The organism is uncultured Corynebacterium sp. (genome assembly GCF_945649885.1).
GTDB lineage: Bacteria > Actinomycetota > Actinomycetes > Mycobacteriales > Mycobacteriaceae > Corynebacterium.
On record NZ_CALZFS010000046.1, the window covers coordinates 1 to 19,353 of the forward strand.

A 19,353-nucleotide genomic window follows, 5' to 3' on the forward strand; every position below is an offset into this window, starting at 1 on the left:
GAGCGGGTGGACTGCCAGAGTGGATCACGTTCAGCCACGGTGGTGTTCAAGGAGGGCTTTGGTTCCCGTTGGCGCTATCTCTTTGAACAGGGCACGCTGCTGCCTGCCCACGCCATCGCCAACAAGGCGGGCATCACCTTGGAAGAGCTCAACAGGGCATTGCAGGATGAGGACGTCGTCGCACTGGAGGAACCGGCCCGCATCTGGAACGACGGTTTTCAGCTGGAGTCTTTTGATCCTGAACTCCAGATCTCTTCGGGACCGTTCAAGGTCACCGGGGTGGGGGAGTTTGGTGAAGTGATGCTCAGTCCTAATGAGTTCTACAGTGGTGATCAGCCACGTCAATCGGAGATAGTTGTCTGGCCTAAGGGGGCTGACCTGGATGCGATTGCCCAGGCCGGTAACCTCCAGATCGCTGATATCGGTTCCTGGGAGGATGCCTCCTGGGTGAACCGGGATGATCCACTTAATCCCTATGACGTCCATGAGGAGGTCGGGGTGCTCACCGAACAGCTGACCTTGGGTTCAGCGGGTGTTTTCTACGGTGAGCAGGCCCGGCAGGCTTTCGCCGCTTGTGTGGACCAGTATGCGGTGGCGGCGGCGTCGTCAAGCGTATCTGGGATCAATGTGCCCCCGGTGGGGGTTAATTCCGTGCGTGCCACCAACCCCGTGGTCCAGCAGCTGGGTGATATGCCGGCACGCTACATGGCGGTGGATATCGGCAGGGCTTCTGCTCTGGCGGGATCCACCATCCGTATTGGTTATGACGGACCGGATGAGCGTAAAGCTGCCATGGTGGAATCCATCCGTGCCAGTTGTGAACCTGCCGGTATCACCGTGGTGGACGCATCACACGAAGCTGTGAGCTTGCGTGATCTCAGCAGAACTGTGGTCAGTGAATGGGGTTATGAGGAGTATTTTGAAGGCTCCCTGGATGCAGTGCTACGTTCAGTGGACCCCAGCCGCGAGTTTGAAACAGTGGATTCCCTGGGCTCCGATCCGATTTCCACCCGCCAGACTGAAGAGCAGTTATGGACCGATGTTCCATCGATCCCGCTCGCGGCGCAACCCCGAGTGTTCGTGATCGACCGCACAGTCGGTAACGTGGTGGTGAATACGGATCTTTCCAGTATCGGATGGAACATGGACCGCTGGTCCAGAAGTGAGGACTAAGAAGTGACCGAGACCGAAACAGACAGCTTCGCCAAGGCGCGAGCTGCTCTTGTTGAGCACACCCGCTATGTGCAGGACTTCCCGGAGGAAGGTGTGCTCTTTGAGGATCTGACCCCTGTGCTGGCCAACGCTGAGGCGTTTGCAGCCGTGGTGGATGCTCAGGCCGAGGCAGCGAAGAATCTTGGCGCCGAGGTCATCGGTGGGCTGGATGCCCGTGGATTCCTGTTGGGATCTGCTGTGGCCTACAAACTTGGACTGGGTGTCATCGCGATCCGGAAGCGGGGTAAGCTCCCCCCACCTGTGGTCACCCAGGAGTATGAACTTGAGTACGGCTCTGCAGCACTTGAGCTGCCATCCGAGGGTTTGGATCTTGAAGGTAAGAAGGTCGTGTTGATTGATGATGTGCTTGCCACCGGCGGCACTCTCGCTGCAGCACGTAAACTGATTGAATCCTGTGGCGGGGTCGTCAACGGTTATGTTCTCGCCATTGAGGTCGGTGGTCTCAATGGCAGGGAGCGTCTGGGGGACATCCCCGTTCACGTGATCAGGGATCCGCAGTAGCGGAATTTCAGAAAGGCAACAAGAACATGAGTCTGGAGCGTAACCCGCAGAAATCGACAATTGGTATGCGCAGCATGTCGGCCAGGCTCGCCCGGAGCCTCACGGGAAGCAGAGTCCGGACCAACCCGGTTCTGGACCCTTTGCTGAGCATCCACCGGCAGTTCCACCCGAAGGCGGATGTCGGTGTTCTTGAACGCGCCTATTCCACCGCCGAGCGCTTGCACGTGGGGGTGATCCGTAAATCTGGGGATCCCTACATCACGCACCCGCTCGCGGTAACCACTATCGCCGCGGAGATCGGCATGGACACCACCACGCTGGTGGCAGCCCTGCTGCATGACACCGTGGAGGACACTGATTACTCCCTCGATGATCTCACCCGGGATTTCGGGGAAGAGGTGGCCAGGCTTGTCGACGGAGTGACCAAGCTGGACAAGGTCGCCCTGGGTGCTGCAGCGGAGGCAGAGACCATCCGCAAGATGATCGTGGCCATGAGTCAGGATCCCCGCGTGTTGGTGATCAAGGTGGCTGACCGCCTCCACAACATGCGCACCATGCGTTTCCTGCCCCCGGAGAAGCAGGCTAAGAAGGCCCGCCAGACCCTTGAGGTCATTGCGCCCCTGGCGCACCGTCTGGGGATGGCCAGTATCAAGTGGGAACTTGAAGATCTGGCTTTTGCCATCCTGTATCCGAAGAAATATGAGGAGATCGTCCGCCTGGTAGCAGATCGCGCGCCATCGCGCGACCGCTACCTCAAGGAGATCATCGACCAGGTCACCGGTGGCCTGCGGGAAAACAACATCGCCGCCGAGGTACTCGGCCGTCCGAAGCACTACTGGTCGATCTATCAGAAGATGATCGTCCGAGGCCGCGATTTTGATGACATCTTCGACCTGGTGGGTATCCGCATCTTGGTGGATAACGTCAATAACTGTTATGCCGCCATCGGTGTCGTGCACTCCCTGTTCAATGCTCTCCCGGGGCGTTTCAAGGACTATATCTCCGCCCCTCGTTTCGGGGTGTACAAATCACTGCACACCACGGTGATGGGACCGGGTGGCAAGCCCCTGGAAGTCCAGGCACGTACCCACGAGATGCACTACAACGCCGAGTTCGGTATTGCAGCGCACTGGCGTTATAAGGAAACCAAGGGTTCCCACTCCGGTGACCGGGAAGAAGTCGATCAGATGGCGTGGATGCGCCAGCTGCTCGACTGGCAGAAGGAAGCTGCGGACCCCAACGAGTTCCTGGACAGCTTGCGCTATGACCTGACCTCCAAGCAGATTTTCGTGTTTACCCCCAAGGGCGATGTGGTCAATCTGCCGGTAGATTCCACCCCGGTGGACTTCGCCTACGCAGTCCACACCGAGGTCGGTCACCGCTGCATTGGCGCTAAGATCAACGGCAACCTGGTCGCGCTGGAAACAAGTCTGAAGTCCGGCGACCGCGTGGAGGTCTTCACCTCCAAGGACCCCAATGCCGGCCCCAGTCGTGGCTGGCAGGACTTTGTGGTCTCCCCGCGGGCCAAGGCGAAGATCCGCCAGTGGTTTGCCAAGGAACGCCGTGAGGAATACCTGGACGCCGGCCGTGATTCACTCGCTGCCGTCATTCAGCGTGGTGGCCTGCCCATGCACCGCCTGTTTACCGCAACCTCCATGAAGAAGGTAGCCACAGAGCTACACTACTCGGATGTGGATGCCCTCTACACCGCGATCGGCTCGGGCTCTGTCTCCGCGCAGCACGTGGCTAACCGACTCATGGCCATCTTCGGCGATGTGGAGGACGCCGAGGATGCACTGGTGGCACGCACCCCATTCAGCGAGCTGGTCAGCTCACGGACGGTCGCTGGCGACAGCGGTGCCGGCATTCTGGTCGAGGGCAGCCCAGATGTCATGGCGAAACTGGCCAAGTGCTGCATGCCGGTGCCCGGTGATGAGATTTTCGGGTTTGTCACCCGTGGTGGTGGCGTCTCCGTCCACCGCACCGACTGCACCAACGCTGAGAAACTCCGCGAGGAACCAGAACGCATGGTCCAGGTCGCCTGGGCATCAGAAGGCCAGGGTTCGGTATTCTCCGCCACCCTGCAGCTAGAAGCACTGGATCGTTCCGGACTCCTCTTCGAGCTCACCCGCGTGATCAATGACCAGCAGGTCTCTGTGACGGCGATGAACTCCCACTGCTCCGAGGACCGTGTCGCCACCGTGCGTTTCACCTTCGCAGTCTCTGATACCAAGCAGCTCGGTTCCCTGATGACCCAGCTGCGTAATGCGGAAGGTGTCTTCGATGTTTACCGCGTGACCTCCGGCGGCTGATCATTGTGAAGTAATATCGGAAAGCATATCAAAATACCCTCAGGCCTGTTTGCTCAGGTCCTGAGGGTATTTTTGTGTGATGTAGAGATTTTTGGGCGTTTAGCGAGCTGAACGCTCAAGAGCGGTGGCCAGGCTGAGGCCCGCGCTGAGGATGCTGACGATGCCGGTGATGAGCAGTACGTACTCAGAGATGTCGTCTATATCCATATCTGATGAGCCGGAGGAGCTGTTTTCCGTGGTCTCTGCCTGGGCGACGTGGATGATAGCGGGGATGGGCTGCTCTTCAGCAAAAGCAGGAGAGGTCAGGGAGGAGGCGGTAACAGCAGCTGCAGTGCTGAGAGCAAGCAGGGAAGCACGGGAGAAACGCATCATGATCATGATCCTTTATTTCGAACGTGAAATTGTTCCTTCACCTTAATCCTACTGTTATACAGTTGCAAGCTTTTCGTGATGGAGGAACATGAGAAAATCCTGATAAAAACTGCAGGTCAGGCCGTTTTCCTCAGGAATGGTGGTGGGAAGGGGAAGGTGTGTGGCTGGATGGTGATCACCGGGCAGATCATCGATGAGCGGCTTGCCCCGGAGGAGATGGATGAACCTGGGAAAAGAAGAACTCCCCAGCAAAAATTGCGGGGGAGTTCACTGCAGAACCAGCTACTGCATGAAGCCTGAGTGGCTTTACTTCATGAAGGAATCCAGGCGGCTGGTGAAGGTCAGGACGGTGGTCAGGGCACCGATGACTGCGGTGATGATCTTGATCCAGTCATTGATGTTGTCCATGTCGGAGGAGCCGTTGGACTGCTCTTCGTCGATGTTGAAGTTAACGGCGATCTTGGCGGTCTTGCCGGCAGGGTCGGTTGCGGTGACGGTTGCAGCGCCGGAGAAGGTCTTGGACGGGGTGCCGAAGATCTCACCATCATTGTTGATGAAGACACCGGTAGGCAGGTTGCTTGCGGTGAAGGACTCGGCCACACCGGAGGAGGTTTCAACGGTGGTGGTGGCAATCTTGGTGCCGACGTTGCCGGTGATCAGTGCAGGCTGGGTAAGCTTCAGCTCTTCGGTGACGACGTCCTCAACAACGTCTTCTACCTCCTCAACAATGTCTGCAGGGGTTGCAGCCACCACGTTGTCAGTGACGTCGGCGGGGTTCTCCTCCGCGAATGCAGGTGCGGTGAGGGAGGTAACGCCGAGAGCAGCTGCGGTACCGAACGCAACCAGGGAGGTACGTGAGAAAAGCTTCATGTCCTGGGTCCTTCGTGAGGTAGAGGTGAAATATCTTCGATCACTGTAACCCCGCACCCAGGGTGGTGCAAGCCTTTCGTGATCTAAACGAGTGTGAGATGTTACCGGAGTTACATTTGGGGCAGATTTCTGAGCAAACAAGCAGATTTCTTAAGCATTGCTTCGTGATACCTTGAAGACCCATAAGCTAGATCACCCCTGTTCGGGGTTGTTAATTCCATGGTCGTTGACAGGCAACATCCAGCAACTATGCGTTCACGGTTGTCTGGCAGGACTCTTTGCGTGAGTTGTGTTCTCCTGCTGACTTGAAAAATAAGCATGAGGGGCTGGTCGCCCCCAGAGGGGAACATGTCAACAGCAAAGCGAAACCGCCCCTGCCTCCCTGAAGATGGAAATTCTCATCCTCGGGGGTAGGGGCGGTATCGGAGCAATGACTACTGAAACTTCAATGTCTACTGCCGTTGCACAGTGTCGTACAGATTAAGCGGTAGAGGTTAGGCAACAGAGGCGGATTCGATGATGACCTCTTCAGCGGGAGCACCATCTCCGCCGTCGCCGGTGACACCGGCTTCAGCGATGGCGTCCAGGGTCTCCAGGCCTTCATCGGAGATCTGACCGAAGTAGGTGTAGACCGGTGGCAGTGGGGAATCCTCGTAGTTGAGGAAGAACTGGGAACCGTTGGTGTCCTGACCGGCATTGGCCATGGCGATGGTGCCACGCTCGTAGATCACCGGGGTGTTCTGCTCAGCTTCATCAGTGACATCAGTGGGGTACTCGTTGGCGAACTGGAAGCCTGGGCCGCCGGCACCGGAGCCGGATGGGTCGCCACACTGCAGAACGTAGATGCCGGAGGTGGTCAGACGGTGGCAGACCACGTCGTCGTAGTAGCCCTCGGATGCCAGGTGCTCGATGGCGTTGACTGTGCAGGGAGCGACCGTGCGGTCCAGTTCCATACCGATCTCACCCTGGTTGGTCGACAGGTTGACCGTGACAGTGCCTTCAGTGGAGATGTCCTCAGTCTCAGGCTGGGATACCTCACGGGAAGCTTCACCGAACTCCTCGTAGGAGCAGGTGACGGTGTCCTCGAGTGGGGTGGTGCGGCTGATCGCCAGTGGCTCGAAATCGGTCTCAGCCGGGGTGGTGGCCTGGGAGGACTCATCAGCGGTAATCGCTTCATCCTCGCCGCCCTGGGTGGCGGCGTACCAGATTCCACCGACCACCATGAGGATGACCGCCAGTGATGCGACCACCACCGTCAGTGGTTTGGTCTTTTCCTTACGGTCCCGGCTCTTCAGCTCTTTGTCGAGCTGGGAGAGTGCCTCCTGGCGCCGTTCCTTATTATTGCTCACCGAGTTGTATCCCTTTGACTTGTTGGAATGTTCCTTGATCAAAATTCCTATTCATTCTAACCATCCACCCAACAGGTGCTGAATGGTGTTCCTGTCAGGGGTGCGGATTAGACTAGGCCACCATGGAGATTCTCGGTTTTGCAGCAGGTCCGTACAAGACCAATTGTTATGTCGTTGTCGGTGATGGTCAGGTGGCGATTGTTGATCCCGGAATGCATGCTCATGATGATCTGGTGGAGTACATCACCACTAATAAACTGACTGTTGACAAGATTGTGCTCACCCATGGGCACATTGATCACACCCGTGATTCGGGAACCTTGTCCAAGCGTTTCAATGCGCCGGTGTACATCCACCCTGATGATGTTTTCTTCCTGGAGGCATACAAGGGCTCGGGTACTCAGACAGCCATGCTTTTTGATGCTGACAACATGGTCTCACCGGATGATCTGCATGATCTGGTGGACGGGGAGACCATCACACTGGCCGGTGAGGAATTCCGTCTGGTTCATGCCCCCGGTCATTCACCAGGTTGCATGATGCTGGTGGGCGAGACCTACTGCTTCAGTGGCGATGTGCTGTTTAAGGGTTCTATCGGGCGCACTGATTTTGAGTGGTCTGATGAGGAAGCAATGAACCGCTCTCTGCGCACGGTTGTTCTGGAGTTGGATGATTCGCTGCAGGTCCTGCCCGGGCACGGTCCGACCACCACCATGCGTGCAGAACGTGTGAGTAACCCCTTCCTCCTTGCCCTGCGCCCGAACTGATCCCTGCGTCCCGAGTAAATAAACAGAATAGGTATCGTTGATAATCGTGAGTGATAAAAACACCAAGTCCGTGAAGATCAAGCCTTTTGCCGCACCCAAGGGTGTACCAGATTATGCACCGCCGAAGTCCGCGGCCTTTGTCGCTGTGCGTGACACCTTCATCAAACAGGCACACCTGGCTGGTTTTGAACACATTGAACTGCCGATCTTTGAGGACACCGGACTTTTTGCCCGCGGTGTGGGTGAGTCCACCGACGTGGTGAGCAAGGAGATGTACACCTTCGCTGACCGTGGTGAGCGTTCTGTCACCCTGCGCCCTGAGGGCACCGCCGGTGTCATGCGTGCTGTCATCGAGCACAGCCTGGACCGCGGACAGTTGCCGGTCAAGCTCAACTACGCAGGCCCCTTCTTCCGTTATGAGCGTCCTCAGGCTGGCCGTTACCGCCAGCTCCAGCAGGTTGGTGTGGAGGCTATCGGTGTGGATGATCCGGCACTGGATGCGGAGATCATCGCGTTGGCGGACCGTAGTTACCGTTCCCTGGGCTTGACCGGTTTCCGCCTGGAGATCACCAGCCTGGGCGATAGCAACTGCCGCCCGGCCTACCGTCAGAAGCTGCAGGATTTCCTGCTCAACCTGCCGCTGGATGAGGAAACCCGCAAGCGTGCGGAGATCAATCCGCTGCGTGTGTTGGATGACAAGCGCCCTGAGGTGCAGGAGATGACTGCGGATGCACCGCTCATGCTTGATCACCTGGATGCAGAGTGTCGCGAGCACTTCGAGACCGTCACCGGTCTGCTCGATAATATGGGTGTACCTTATGTGATCAACCCACGTATGGTCCGCGGCCTGGATTACTATACCAAGACCTGTTTTGAATTCATCCATGATGGCCTCGGCGCGCAGTCAGGTATCGGTGGCGGTGGACGCTATGACGGTCTGATGGGCCAGCTCGGTGGTCAGGACCTCTCCGGTATCGGTTATGGCCTCGGTGTGGACCGCACCATGTTGGCACTTGAGGCTGAAGGTGTGACCGTCGGCCAGGAGCGTCGCGTGGATGTCTACGGCGTCCCACTGGGCCAGGCTGCCAAGAAGGCCATGGCTGGCATCATCAATGATCTGCGTGCCGCGGGCATCAGTGCTGATATGTCCTATGGTGACCGTGGCCTCAAGGGTGCCATGAAGGGTGCAGACCGCTCCGGTTCTCTCTACACCCTGGTGCTGGGTGATCAGGAGCTGGAGAACGGCACCATTGCTCTCAAGAACATGGTTGCCCACGATCAGCAGAACATCGCCCTGTCTGAGGTTGTCGCAGACCTGAAGGCGAAGCTGGCTTAACACCACGCTTATCGGCGCCCACCCCTGGATCCACAGTGCGCTTTACGCTGTGGACCCAGGGGTTTTTCAGTAGGATTTTGTGAATGACGACCGCCTTGTTTGATGCCCGCAGGATCGGTGCCCCCGTGCTTGATCACTACGATGTCATCGTGATCGGTGGGGGAATCTCCGGTGCACAGATTGCCCGGCATGCAGGGGGTAGGGGACTGCGCACACTTGTTGTCGAGGCCAAAGATTTCTCTTCCGGCACATCGGCGGCCACCTCAAAGATGATCCACGGTGGTCTGCGCTATCTGGAACAGCATGATTTCGCCGTGGTGCAGGAAGCCATCAGGGAACGCCGCTACTTAGGCATTGCCGCCCCACACCTGGTGGCACCACGCAGCTTCATGCTCACCGCCTTCGAGTGGTCCGAACCTAAGGCACCGGTCCTGGGAGCTGGCGTCGCCCTCTATGAAGCCATGGCCTGGAAGCGTAATCAAGGCCTGTCCCCGGATAAGCACTCCCCACGCTTCCGGTGGATTCCGAAAGATGCACTGCTCAAAGCAGTTCCCTGGCTAAACCCCACAGGACTCAAGGGTGCCTGGCGCCACGATGACACCCTCAACCTGCATGCCGAACGTCTCCTGCTGGCCATCATCAAGGAATTTGCAGCAGGTGGCGGCACAGCGATCAACCACGCCAAGGTGACACGTATTCTCCGCAATGAAGAGGCTGGACGGGTCTCGGGTGTGGAGGTCACCGATCAGATCACCGGCAACACAGCGCAGTTCCATGCCCCCGTGGTGGTCAATGCCGCCGGACCCTGGGTGGCTGAGGCACTGGGCGATATCGCAAAGTACACCGGTCTACGGGTGAAACAATCCAAAGGTGTCCACCTGCTCGCCGGTGACCTGGGAGGTCGCGACGGTGTTTTCGTCCGGGGTAAAAACGGGAAACACGTGATCGTGAACCCCTGGCAGGGCAGAACCCTCATCGGGCCCACAGATACTCCCATCGAGGGCAATGCCGATGATGCCCATGCTGAAGCCTCCGATATCGATCTATTGCTGGAGACTATCGATTCGGTGAGCGCGAAACCTCTGGACCGGGCAAAGATCATTTCCACACTGGTGGGGGTGCGCCCCCTGGTTGATGATGGCAGTGAAACCTACACCTCATCCAGACGCTTTGACATCAATGACCACGCAGATGCGGGCATAGACGGCCTGATGTCAGTCTCCGGAGGGAAATGGACCACCGCCCGCCTCATGGGGCACAAGGTGGTGCAACACATCATTGAGACCCAATCCCCGGTACTTCCACCGGTGAAGTCCTTTGACTCCCGATACCAACCGCTTTCCACCTCATTCGGCGACTACGACACCGTGGGAGAAGCATTCCAGTCAGCAGTACGCAGCCACCCGAGTGCACAACTTGACCAGAACATCCGCATCCACCTGGCACGCCTCTACGGAACAGAACACCACCGGATCCTCGACATGGTCATCCAACACCCACACCTAGCCCAGCGACTTGATCCCCACGGAGACAGCCTTGATATCGCTGCACAGGTCGTCTACGCCCTTACTGATGAAGCCGCAGTAGATCTGGCAGATGTGCTTGACCGTCGCCTTGTTCTGGGGACTCTCGGCACTGTAGCCTCGGATGCCGTACGAAAGACCGCTGAGATCATGGCTGAAGTATCCGGCTGGTCTCAGGAACACACGGAGGCACAGATCCTTGATTATTTGAACGCCCAACAGAGGGTTCAGGACATACTGAAGGCCTACCGGTAGAGACTCTCCAATCGGGCGGGCGCACACCACACATAACGAGCAAGATCCTTATCCTGTGCCTCCCGCTCAAAGCCCCGCCGGATAAGCGCCCGGGCAGAAGCCTCATTATCCGGACTCACATGCGCAATCAGAGTCGATGTCTGAAACAGGACCGGAATATCAGTCTGAGCCTGATCCACCAGAGTCCCGGCAATACCCCGTCCCCAGTGCTCAGGAGAAACCCAATAACCGATCTCCACGCCTGTGGCGCGCCGGGTACACGCTAAAAGACCTACGGATTCCTCGCTGATTTCAGCAACGAACCAACGTGCTGATCCTTCTTTGGTCAGCGGGATTTCTGCTAGGGAGGCTTTGGTCCTCTTGCTGATTTCCTTTGGAGTCCAGGGTTTGCCGTTGCCGATATGTTGAACCACCCGGCGGTCTGTGGCCAGCTGGGTGAAAAACGGGGAGTCCTGATGGGAGAACGGGCGGAAGGAGAGTAGGTCCGTGGGCATGGCGAAGCCTTCTAAACATGTAGGGGTTAGGTGATCCCTAATGTAGTGGACTTATGCTGTTTGTCTAATGGAAAGCCCCGTTCCGGGTATACCTGAACGGGGCTGGTGAGAACACTGTTTTAGGATTGCTTCTGGGGTGCGATGAGAAACCCACCATAACGATGAGGCTGTGGTGGGTGAGGGGGGGGGAGGATTAGTTTTTAGCCCTCGCCGTCGTGGCCTTTGAGCAGGTCTGCGAAAGAGGAGAAGTTCTCGCCTGGGTTGACGCCGGTGCGTCGATAGGAGAGATCGGCATCCTGGTTGGCGGTGGCACCGCCCAGACCCTGCACGCTGGTGAAGTCCTGAAGCATCAGTGTGGCTAGTTCACCCGCGGCACGGTTGACGCGCTGTTCGAATTCCACACCTGCTTCGGTACCGAAGTCCTCCGTAGCGGCGAAGACGCCGGTGGGGACGACTACGGCGCGAAGGTAGTTGAACAGGGGACGGATGGCGTGATCCAATACCAGTGAGTGTCGTGCGGTTCCGGCTGATGCCGCGACGATGGTGGGCAGACCGATGATGGTCTTGGGATCCAGGACATCGAAGAACATCTTGAAGATGCCGGAGTAGCTAGCGGTGAACACCGGAGTCACAGCGATGAGCCCGTCGGAACTGGCCAGACGCTTCTTGGCGGCGTCCAGGGCCGGGGAGCTCAAACCTGCAGAGGTGAAGGAGGTGGCGAGGTCGAAGATGAGATCGCGGATCTCAATGACCTCGATGTCTAAGGATTCACCACGTGCAGAGACTGCTGCCTGCACAGCATTGGTGAGCTGATCGGCAACAGACCTGGTTGTTGATGGGTTGGATAATCCGGCGGTGACAACGGTGAGTTTACGCATCGTGCTGCTCCTTTATTCGGCGTCGGCAGGCTGGCCGGGGCTGACCTTGAAGTGTGGGCTGTTCCGATTTTCCATCAGGGTCTTATGGGTTGGCGGATTGGAGGGAACGTGGTCCGGGCGGCGTTCCTCCATGCGACGGCGAACCTCTGGGACAACATCGCGGCCCAGGCGTTCGATCTGGTCGAGGACAACCTCCAGTGGGAGGCCGGCGTGGTCCATGAGGAAGAGCTGACGCTGGTAGTCGCCCACCCAGTCGGCGAATTCCATGGTGCGTTCGATGATCTGTTCCGCGGTGCCCACGGTCAGTGGGGTCATGCGGGTGAAGTCTTCCAGGGATGGCCCGTGCCCGTAGACAGGTGCGTTGTCGAAGTATGGGCGGAAGAAGTCCTTGGCCTGCTGTTCGGTATCACCGATGAAGACCTGGCCGCCGAGGCCGACGATGGCCTGATCGGCACGACCATGACCGTAGTATTCGAAGCGCTGACGGTAGAGGTTCACCATTTGAGCGGTGTGTTCCTTGTTCCAGAAGATGTTGTTGTGGAAGAAGCCATCGCCGTAGAAGGCGGCCTGTTCGGCAATCTCGGTGGAACGGATGGAACCATGCCAGACAAACGGGGCCACGCCGTCGAGAGGTGCTGGGGTGGAGGTGTATCCCTGCAGCGGGGTGCGGAACTTACCCTGCCAGTTCACAACCTCTTCACGCCAGAGGCGACGCAGCAGGTGGTAGTTCTCAATGGCCAGTGGGATGCCCTGACGGATGTCCTTGCCAAACCAGGGATAGACCGGGCCGGTGTTGCCGCGTCCCATCATCAGGTCTACACGTCCACCGGAGAGGTGCTGGAGGAAGGCGTAATCTTCGGCGATCTTCACCGGGTCATTGGTGGTGATCAGCGTGGTGGAGGTGGAGAGCAGGAGCTTTTCTGTCTTTGCCGCGATGTAGGCCAGGTGGGTGGTGGGGGAGGAAGGGACAAACGGTGGGTTGTGGTGTTCGCCGGTGGCAAATACATCCAGACCGACCTCTTCGGCCTTGAGAGCGATTTTGGTCATCGCTTCAATACGCTCGGCCTCGGTGGGGGTGGTGCCGTTGGTGGGATCTGTGGTGACGTCACCGATGGTGAAAATACCGAACTGCATGATGGGAGTCCTTTCCTCTGGGAGTAACTATTGAAAAATCTTTGTTGATGTATCACCAATATAGCGCGGATTGTTGATTGACGCAACAACAATTATGAAACGCGCACGGAAAACCTAGCTCAGTCCACATCTACGAACTCAATGAGAGCGCGCATATCCCGTCCACTGATGATGCGCAGAGGTGTTTGATGCTCTTCCCCGTGCTCAGTGATGATCACCGACCAGGGGAGCTCAGATCCGGTCATGACATCGATGACCTCCTGGGCCGTGGCGGTGCGGGGCATGAAGGTGGCTGAATCAGAGGTCTCTGCATAATCAAGCACCTCACGCACGGTTCGTGCGTCCAACTTGTGGTTATCCTGCAGGTCGGCAGCCACCCAACGTGCAATGGTGTTGGTGGTCAGCAGAGAGACATACTTCTTGCCGTCATAGACCGGGAACTGAGAAATCTCAGTGCTGCGTACAATATCCAGCGCATCACTGATCGGATCGTCCAGCTTCAACAGTTGGACCTTCTGTCGGGACAAGACTTGCAGTGCCACCGGGGGATTGATGAGCAGATCACGGATCTGTTCAATGGAATCAATGGTGTCCGGGCGGGGATCGGCAATGGGTTTGAAGTTGTTGTACTGGCCATGGCTGATGGCATTGCGCAATTCTGCAAATGCATCCAGGCTCTCGGCCTGGGTGGAGGAGATTAAATGTTTCTTCTCAGCCAGGCGCACCATCCAGCGGAAACTGTCAGAACGTTTTGCATTGAGTTCTGAGCGCAGATGCGCCTCAATATCATTGAATGCCGCCAAAAATGCGACCGCCGGATCAACTACTGGGGCGCGGGTGTCTGCGTGCTCGCTCATGGCACCCCACCTTAGCGATTCTGACACCCCACGCATTCTGTAGTCATGTGGTGGCCCCTGATGGAAACGTCGGATTGCGCGGTCACTCCGGGAACGGTAGTCACTGACACCGGGACTTATTATGAGAGGGCTTATAGCACGCGAACCCAACAGGACTGTGAGATTCCATGAGCCACAGCTCCAGGATGTGCCGCCATGAGCGATGAAACAGTCAGTCAAGCTGATAAATTCAATGGGATAATGGTTAGGTCATGATAGTCATTTCTCCCACCGTTTTACACCGGCGATTCTCCCACCGCGTATAAGTGGTATCGCCAAAACCACGCGGTGCGACGAGTGGGGGATCTATTGACGGAGATACGCGCAATGACGGGGACAGGAGCAGTACAGCACGCCACGCCAGCAGTTTTCTAGCGGGCGTGAGCTGATCAACGCTGTGTGTACCCGCAGGGAGGAAGCAGAACGCTTCAAAGCGCTGTCCCAGGATGTGGAAGCCGAATTATCGGGCACCCTTGATGCTTATGATCCTGAGCTGGCCCAGGGGGTTCGGGTGTTATGGATCCGGCAGGGCAGGTCAGCTAGGGATGAGACGGCGTTTCGTCATGCTTGGAAGACTGGGGATCGTCTGCGCCATGCTGGTCAGCGCATGACGGATGCTGCGATCATTGATGCCGATGAGCACGCCTATGCGGTCGCCCAGGAGATCGCTGCAGACGGGGGTAAGAACGAGTTGCCACCGATGCGGGATCGCCAGACAATGGCCAAGCGAGTACGTGGCTACGTCACGACGTCCAAGGGCGCAGAGGGAGCCTATGTGACCCCAGTGCGAGCGAACAGTGCTGAGTACAAGGCTTTAGCCACTCAATAGCTGTCGCCCCGGCCAGCGCTGTGTCACCGACCTGATCCCACATACCCATCGCCGGTCAGATATTGCCTTAAGCCACCAGGAACGCCTGACAATCAGACTGATGTGCTTGATGAACTCCCGCAACGCACTGATCCCATTGGCTGGATCGATCTGGGCCCAGCCGACCGTACTGCTTATGAACAGAAAATTAAAAATGGTAACTGGATGGGGATGCGTCCTTCCGCCATGTTGGTGCCTCCTGGCACCACGCACTCAGCGAAGATGAACCGCATAATGGAACTTCTGGAGGAAGCGGAGGAACACGGCCACAAGACACTGATCTTTACTTTCTTCCTCGATGTGCTCGATGAACTGGAACGTGTCCTGGGCGAGGGTGTCATCGGAAGGATCGCAGGTAGTGTGCCAAGTACTCAACGTCAAGAGCTTGTTGACGCCCTCGCCGACACCCCAGCTGGCTCCGCCTTGATCTCCCAGAGCGCCGCCGGAGGAGTAGGTCTGAATATTCAAAGCGCCAGCCAGGTCATCATCTGCGAATCACAGGTCAGGCCGACCATTGAACAGCAGACTGTTGCCCGTGTGCACCGCATGGGGGCCGATTTCCACTGTCAATATCCACCGGCTGATCGGTGATGACACCGCTGATGAACACATGCTGGAGATGCTTGCCGCTAAGGCACAAATCTTTGATATCTATGCCGGTTTCTTTGAATCTGCTGACATCCCGGATGCTGTGGATATGACAGAGGCCCAGCTGGCCGCCAACATAATCGATGCTGAACGGGCCAGACCGGGCCTTGATGGCGGGGAAGGGAAGGCCTAGGCGTTCTGGTAAGCGCCACGCTCCAGGAAGTCACAGGCGCTCATCTGCCCGGAGTTGTAACCTGCCAGGAAAGCTTCCTTGCGCTGCTCGGAGGAGCCGTGGGTCCAGCTCTCAGGGCTGACCTCACCGCCGGAACGTTGCTGGATGTTGTCATCGCCGATGGCCTGAGCAGTGGTGATGGCTGACATGAGTTCCTCATCGGAGATCGGTTCCAACATGGCATCCGGACCGCTGTCTGCGTGAGCTCCCCAGATGCCTGCGTAGCAGTCGGCCTGCAGCTCGATCTTCACCGCATTGGAATCAGGGCCCGGATCATTATAGTCAGACAGCCCGAGGGTGCCCTCGAGATTCTGCACGTGGTGACCGTACTCATGGGCCACCACGTACATCTGGGAGAAGGAGGCGTCGCTTCCGCCCAATTGCTCCAACTGAGCGAAGAAGCTGTCATCAAAGTAGGCGCTCTCGTCACCAGGGCAGTAGAAGGGGCCGGTGGCAGAAGACGCCATGCCACAACCCGACTGAACGGAGTTCTCGAAAAGCGTCAGGTAGGGCTCCCGGTAGTCGAGGCCAGCCTGCTCAGGAAGAACTCTCTCCCACATCTCATTGACAGAGAAGGAGGTGTAGTACAGACGGCATTCAGGGTCTTCATTGGCGATCTCACCTGAGGTGCAGTGATCAAAGGTGTCCTGCTCACCTGATTCCACCTGGCCCTGATCATTGCCCTGACCCAGCATGTCCTGTACTTCAGCTGGGTTTCCTCCGAGTAGGAGGAAGAGTCCAACAATCAATAATCCGCCGAGGCCGCCGCCGACAGCCATGCCACGGCCGCCGCCGCCCTTTCGGGCTTTGCCGCCTGAGCGGGAAACATCTCCACGAAAAGTCATGTGTGAATCATCCCATAACCGGCTGCGGATGTAGGGGATTGGGAGTAACAAATTGGTAGATATTTTTGGGGGACAGTGCTGGAGGAGTACCTGCGGGCATGGTCCGGGGTGGGTTGATGGTTCCCAGTGTCGCCCGGGGTCTGTACAATGCCAGTGTTACTGTCTTTGTGGTTGTTATATGCACTTTCCTGCTGGGATCCTTAAATCAGGGGACCGGTTCAGTTCATGCTCGGTACATGCCCCTTTAAGAACCACCGATAGACAGTCTTATCTGACATCACCAAATGGAAGGACCTCCTACACGTGCTGCGCACTCATCTTTCAGGCGAGCTTCGTAAAGAAAACGCTGGCCAGTCAGTGACCCTGACCGGCTGGGTCGCCCGTCGCCGTGACCACGGTGGCGTGATCTTCATTGATCTTCGTGACCGCTCCGGTATCTCCCAGGTTGTTTTCCGCAATGAGGACGTTGCCGAGCGTGCACACGCACTGCGCAGCGAGTTCGTCCTCCAGGTCACCGGCGTCGTCGAAAAGCGCCCGGAGGGTTCTGAGAACCCGAACCTGGCCTCCGGTGACATCGAGATCAGCGTCACCGAATTCAAGGTGCTCAACGAGTCCGCACCGCTGCCTTTCCAGATCGAGGATGCATCCTCCGCTGGTGAGGTCGGCGAGGAGACCCGCCTGAAGTACCGTTACCTGGACCTGCGTCGCCCCGCCCAGGCCAACGCCCTACGTCTGCGTTCCGCTGCCAACAAGGCTGCCCGCACCGTGCTGGACGGTCACGATTTCACCGAGATCGAGACCCCAACCCTGACCCGTTCCACCCCTGAGGGGGCGCGTGACTTCCTGGTTCCGGCACGCCTGAAGCCAGGTACCTTCTACGCACTGCCCCAGTCCCCGCAGCTGTTCAAGCAGCTGCTGCAGGTCGCCGGCATGGAGCGTTACTACCAGATCGCCCGCTGCTACCGCGATGAGGACTTCCGCGCAGACCGCCAGCCGGAGTTCACTCAGCTCGATGTTGAGATGTCCTTCGTTGACCAGGAAGATGTCATCGCCCTGGCCGAGGAGATCCTGGCCGAAGTCTGGAAGCTGATCGATTATGAGATCACCTTCCCGATCCCACGCATTACCTACGCTGACGCGATGCGTCTCTATGGTTCTGACAAGCCGGACCTGCGTTTCGACATTCAGATCACCGAGTGCACCGACTTCTTCAAGGACACCTCTTTCCGCGTGTTCAAGAACGAGTACGTCGGCGCAGTCGTGATGAAGGGGGGCGGATCCCAGCCACGTCGTCAGCTCGACGCATGGCAGGAATGGGCTAAGCAGCGCGGCGCCAAGGGCCTTGCCTACATCCTCGTGGGGGAAGACGGCGAGCTCGGTGGCCCAGTGGCCAAGAACATCACCGACGCAGAGCGCGAGGGCATTGCAGCCCACGTCGGTGCTGAGCCGGGCGACTGCATCTTCTTTGCAGCCGGTGATACCAAGTCCTCCCGCGGTCTGCTCGGCGCAGCTCGTGATGAGATCGCCAAGAAGCTTGATCTGATCAAGGACGGTGACTGGTCCTTCGTGTGGGTTGTTGACGCCCCAATGTTTGAGCCTGCCGCCGAGGCCACCGCATCCGGTGACGTTGCCCTGGGCAACTCCAAGTGGACCGCCGTCCACCACGCCTTCACCTCCCCGAAGCCGGAATTCCTCGACACCTTCGATGAGAACCCTGGCGACGCACTGGCCTACGCATACGACATCGTCTGCAACGGTAACGAGATCGGTGGTGGATCCATCCGTATCCACCAGCGTGACATCCAGGAGCGCGTATTCAAGGTCATGGGTATCGCCGAGGAGGAAGCACGCGAGAAATTCGGCTTCCTGCTGGACGCCTTCGCCTTCGGTGCACCTCCACACGGCGGAATCGCCTTCGGCTGGGACCGCATCGTGTCCCTGCTCGGTGGATTCGACTCCATCCGCGATGTCATCGCCTTCCCGAAGTCCGGTGGCGGAATCGACCCCCTGACCGAGGCCCCTGCAGCGATCACCCCGCAGCAGCGCAAGGAAGCCGGCATCGACGCCAAGCCAAAGGCTCCACAGGCCAAGGCTGACGCCGCTGAGGCACCTGCCGGAGAAGCCGCACAGAAGTAGCAATTCCTGTCCTGATCTCCCCATACCTCGGAGGGTGCAACCCTTTTTTCGGAGGTGAGATCACATAGGAGAATGTGAACCAGGGTCCCCACTCAACCAGCACCACGGATTGAGTGAGGGCCCTGTTTTGCTGCCACCTGCCCGTTTCCGGGGGTAAAGTGGCCTGGACACCTCATTCGCCAAGAGTGCTCTGTATCATTGATTAAGCCCTGGTTCTGCCCAGGCTGCCCCTACCTCAAAGGTGATGTCCGGAAAACGCATCGCCGACTACAGCAGTCTGAGCTGACCACCACTGGTCGTCCCCCGGCAAGAGCCGGGGAAGGTTGGCAGATGCATAAACCGGGAGTGCAATGCCGGTTATGCGACCACATGCATGCTAGCGTGCACACGGGATACCTCCCGGGTAACCGCGCCTGGGAAATATAAGGAGTAGAAGCACATGCTGAACCACCAAGAAATCGTTGAGATCGCCGAGGATCTTCTGGCCAAGCGTTATGGCGGAACCCAGCACCTCAGCGAGGTGGAGCAGCTCAATGGTTCCGGCACCGCGGCTGTATTGCGTGCACGCGTAGCCAATTCGCCATTCCTGCAGCAGCGCTCGGTTGTTCTCAAGTATGTTCCGGCAACCGGGGATCCCTTCGATGATTCCGCGCTGGTGCGGGAAATCGTCTCCTACCAGTTCACCACCTCACTGACTGAGGAGGTCCGCCCCGGACCGGTCATCCTGGCCTATGACATCGACAAGCGCATCATCGTCCTGTCGG

18 protein-coding genes and 1 pseudogene are annotated in these 19,353 nt (G+C 58.0%); 11 read left to right on the forward strand and 8 right to left on the reverse strand.

From position 1 onward, the window contains the following. The 3 genes from Q0M74_RS06675 to Q0M74_RS06685 form a co-directional block, all read left to right on the forward strand. Positions 1–1,173: peptide ABC transporter (locus Q0M74_RS06675; RefSeq protein ID WP_293952701.1), on the forward strand; the 1,173-nt coding region annotated here is incomplete at its 5' end. Between the two features lie 3 nt (positions 1,174–1,176). Further along, a complete protein-coding gene (locus Q0M74_RS06680) occupies positions 1,177–1,734 on the forward strand; it encodes an adenine phosphoribosyltransferase (protein WP_293952703.1) in 558 nt (185 codons plus the stop codon). Between the two features lie 26 nt (positions 1,735–1,760). Continuing rightward, positions 1,761–4,046: a bifunctional (p)ppGpp synthetase/guanosine-3',5'-bis(diphosphate) 3'-pyrophosphohydrolase gene (locus tag Q0M74_RS06685; RefSeq protein WP_293952705.1), complete on the forward strand. Its 2,286-nt coding sequence runs from the start codon at positions 1,761–1,763 to the stop codon at positions 4,044–4,046. Positions 4,047–4,145: 99 nt separating this feature from the next. Here the strand turns inward: Q0M74_RS06685 and Q0M74_RS06690 are convergent, their stop codons facing one another. The 3 genes from Q0M74_RS06690 to Q0M74_RS06700 all read right to left on the reverse strand — a co-directional run bounded on the left by Q0M74_RS06690 (position 4,146) and on the right by Q0M74_RS06700 (position 6,637). Next, the gene (locus tag Q0M74_RS06690; RefSeq protein WP_293952707.1) at positions 4,146–4,418 is read right to left on the reverse strand and encodes a hypothetical protein; all 273 of its coding nucleotides are present in this window, start codon (positions 4,416–4,418) and stop codon (positions 4,146–4,148) included. Positions 4,419–4,724: 306 nt separating this feature from the next. Continuing rightward, positions 4,725–5,288 carry a hypothetical protein gene (locus tag Q0M74_RS06695; protein WP_293952709.1) on the reverse strand — a complete coding sequence of 188 codons (564 nt, stop codon included), beginning with the start codon at positions 5,286–5,288 and terminating at the stop codon, positions 4,725–4,727. Positions 5,289–5,782: 494 nt separating this feature from the next. Further along, on the reverse strand, positions 5,783–6,637 hold the full coding sequence (locus tag Q0M74_RS06700; protein WP_293952711.1) for a peptidylprolyl isomerase: 855 nt from the start codon (positions 6,635–6,637) through the stop codon (positions 5,783–5,785). A 122-nt stretch (positions 6,638–6,759) separates the two neighbouring features. Here Q0M74_RS06700 and Q0M74_RS06705 point away from each other — a divergent pair, with 122 nt between their 5' ends. The 3 genes from Q0M74_RS06705 (at position 6,760) to Q0M74_RS06715 (ending at position 10,518) form a co-directional block, all read left to right on the forward strand. Next, the gene (locus Q0M74_RS06705) at positions 6,760–7,404 is read left to right on the forward strand and encodes an MBL fold metallo-hydrolase (RefSeq protein ID WP_293952713.1); all 645 of its coding nucleotides are present in this window, start codon (positions 6,760–6,762) and stop codon (positions 7,402–7,404) included. 46 nt (positions 7,405–7,450) lie between these two features. Then, positions 7,451–8,740, forward strand: coding sequence for a histidine--tRNA ligase (gene hisS / locus Q0M74_RS06710; RefSeq protein ID WP_293952715.1), 1,290 nt, complete (start codon positions 7,451–7,453; stop codon positions 8,738–8,740). A gap of 83 nt (positions 8,741–8,823) precedes the next feature. Then, complete coding sequence (locus tag Q0M74_RS06715; RefSeq protein ID WP_293952717.1) at positions 8,824–10,518, forward strand: glycerol-3-phosphate dehydrogenase/oxidase; 1,695 nt, start codon at positions 8,824–8,826, stop codon at positions 10,516–10,518. Here Q0M74_RS06715 and Q0M74_RS06720 read toward each other — a convergent pair. From Q0M74_RS06720 to Q0M74_RS06735, 4 genes are all read right to left on the reverse strand, one after another. Next, positions 10,509–11,012 (reverse strand): GNAT family N-acetyltransferase, encoded by a 504-nt coding sequence (locus tag Q0M74_RS06720; RefSeq protein WP_293952719.1) that lies wholly within the window; start codon positions 11,010–11,012, stop codon positions 10,509–10,511. The two genes, Q0M74_RS06715 and Q0M74_RS06720, sit on opposite strands and share 10 nt — an antisense overlap. A gap of 200 nt (positions 11,013–11,212) precedes the next feature. Then, positions 11,213–11,890, reverse strand: a complete 678-nt coding sequence (locus Q0M74_RS06725; protein ID WP_293952721.1) for an FMN reductase — start codon at positions 11,888–11,890, stop codon at positions 11,213–11,215. Between the two features lie 12 nt (positions 11,891–11,902). Then, positions 11,903–13,024, reverse strand: coding sequence for an LLM class flavin-dependent oxidoreductase (locus tag Q0M74_RS06730; protein WP_293952723.1), 1,122 nt, complete (start codon positions 13,022–13,024; stop codon positions 11,903–11,905). Positions 13,025–13,143: 119 nt separating this feature from the next. Beyond that, entirely contained in the window at positions 13,144–13,881 is a 738-nt protein-coding gene (locus Q0M74_RS06735; RefSeq protein WP_293952725.1) for a CBS domain-containing protein, read from the reverse strand. A gap of 436 nt (positions 13,882–14,317) precedes the next feature. On the opposite strand from Q0M74_RS06735, the gene Q0M74_RS06740 reads away from it, so the two are divergent. From Q0M74_RS06740 to Q0M74_RS06750, 3 genes are all read left to right on the forward strand, one after another. Beyond that, positions 14,318–14,749: a hypothetical protein gene (locus tag Q0M74_RS06740; protein WP_293952727.1), complete on the forward strand. Its 432-nt coding sequence runs from the start codon at positions 14,318–14,320 to the stop codon at positions 14,747–14,749. 102 nt (positions 14,750–14,851) lie between these two features. Continuing rightward, positions 14,852–15,379: a C-terminal helicase domain-containing protein gene (locus Q0M74_RS06745; protein ID WP_293952729.1), complete on the forward strand. Its 528-nt coding sequence runs from the start codon at positions 14,852–14,854 to the stop codon at positions 15,377–15,379. Then, positions 15,324–15,569: a hypothetical protein gene (locus tag Q0M74_RS06750; protein WP_293952731.1), complete on the forward strand. Its 246-nt coding sequence runs from the start codon at positions 15,324–15,326 to the stop codon at positions 15,567–15,569. Before Q0M74_RS06745 ends, Q0M74_RS06750 begins: the two co-directional genes overlap by 56 nt. Here Q0M74_RS06750 and Q0M74_RS06755 read toward each other — a convergent pair. Continuing rightward, a complete protein-coding gene (locus tag Q0M74_RS06755) occupies positions 15,566–16,453 on the reverse strand; it encodes a neutral zinc metallopeptidase (RefSeq protein WP_293952733.1) in 888 nt (295 codons plus the stop codon). The two genes, Q0M74_RS06750 and Q0M74_RS06755, sit on opposite strands and share 4 nt — an antisense overlap. A 303-nt stretch (positions 16,454–16,756) precedes the next feature. Between Q0M74_RS06755 and aspS the strand changes: the two genes are divergently transcribed. Both aspS and Q0M74_RS06765 read left to right on the forward strand, forming a co-directional pair. Further along, positions 16,757–18,589 carry an aspartate--tRNA ligase gene (aspS, locus tag Q0M74_RS06760; protein WP_293952735.1) on the forward strand — a complete coding sequence of 611 codons (1,833 nt, stop codon included), beginning with the start codon at positions 16,757–16,759 and terminating at the stop codon, positions 18,587–18,589. Positions 18,590–19,028: 439 nt separating this feature from the next. Further along, a pseudogene (locus Q0M74_RS06765) lies at positions 19,029–19,353 on the forward strand (phosphotransferase); the annotation flags it as partial.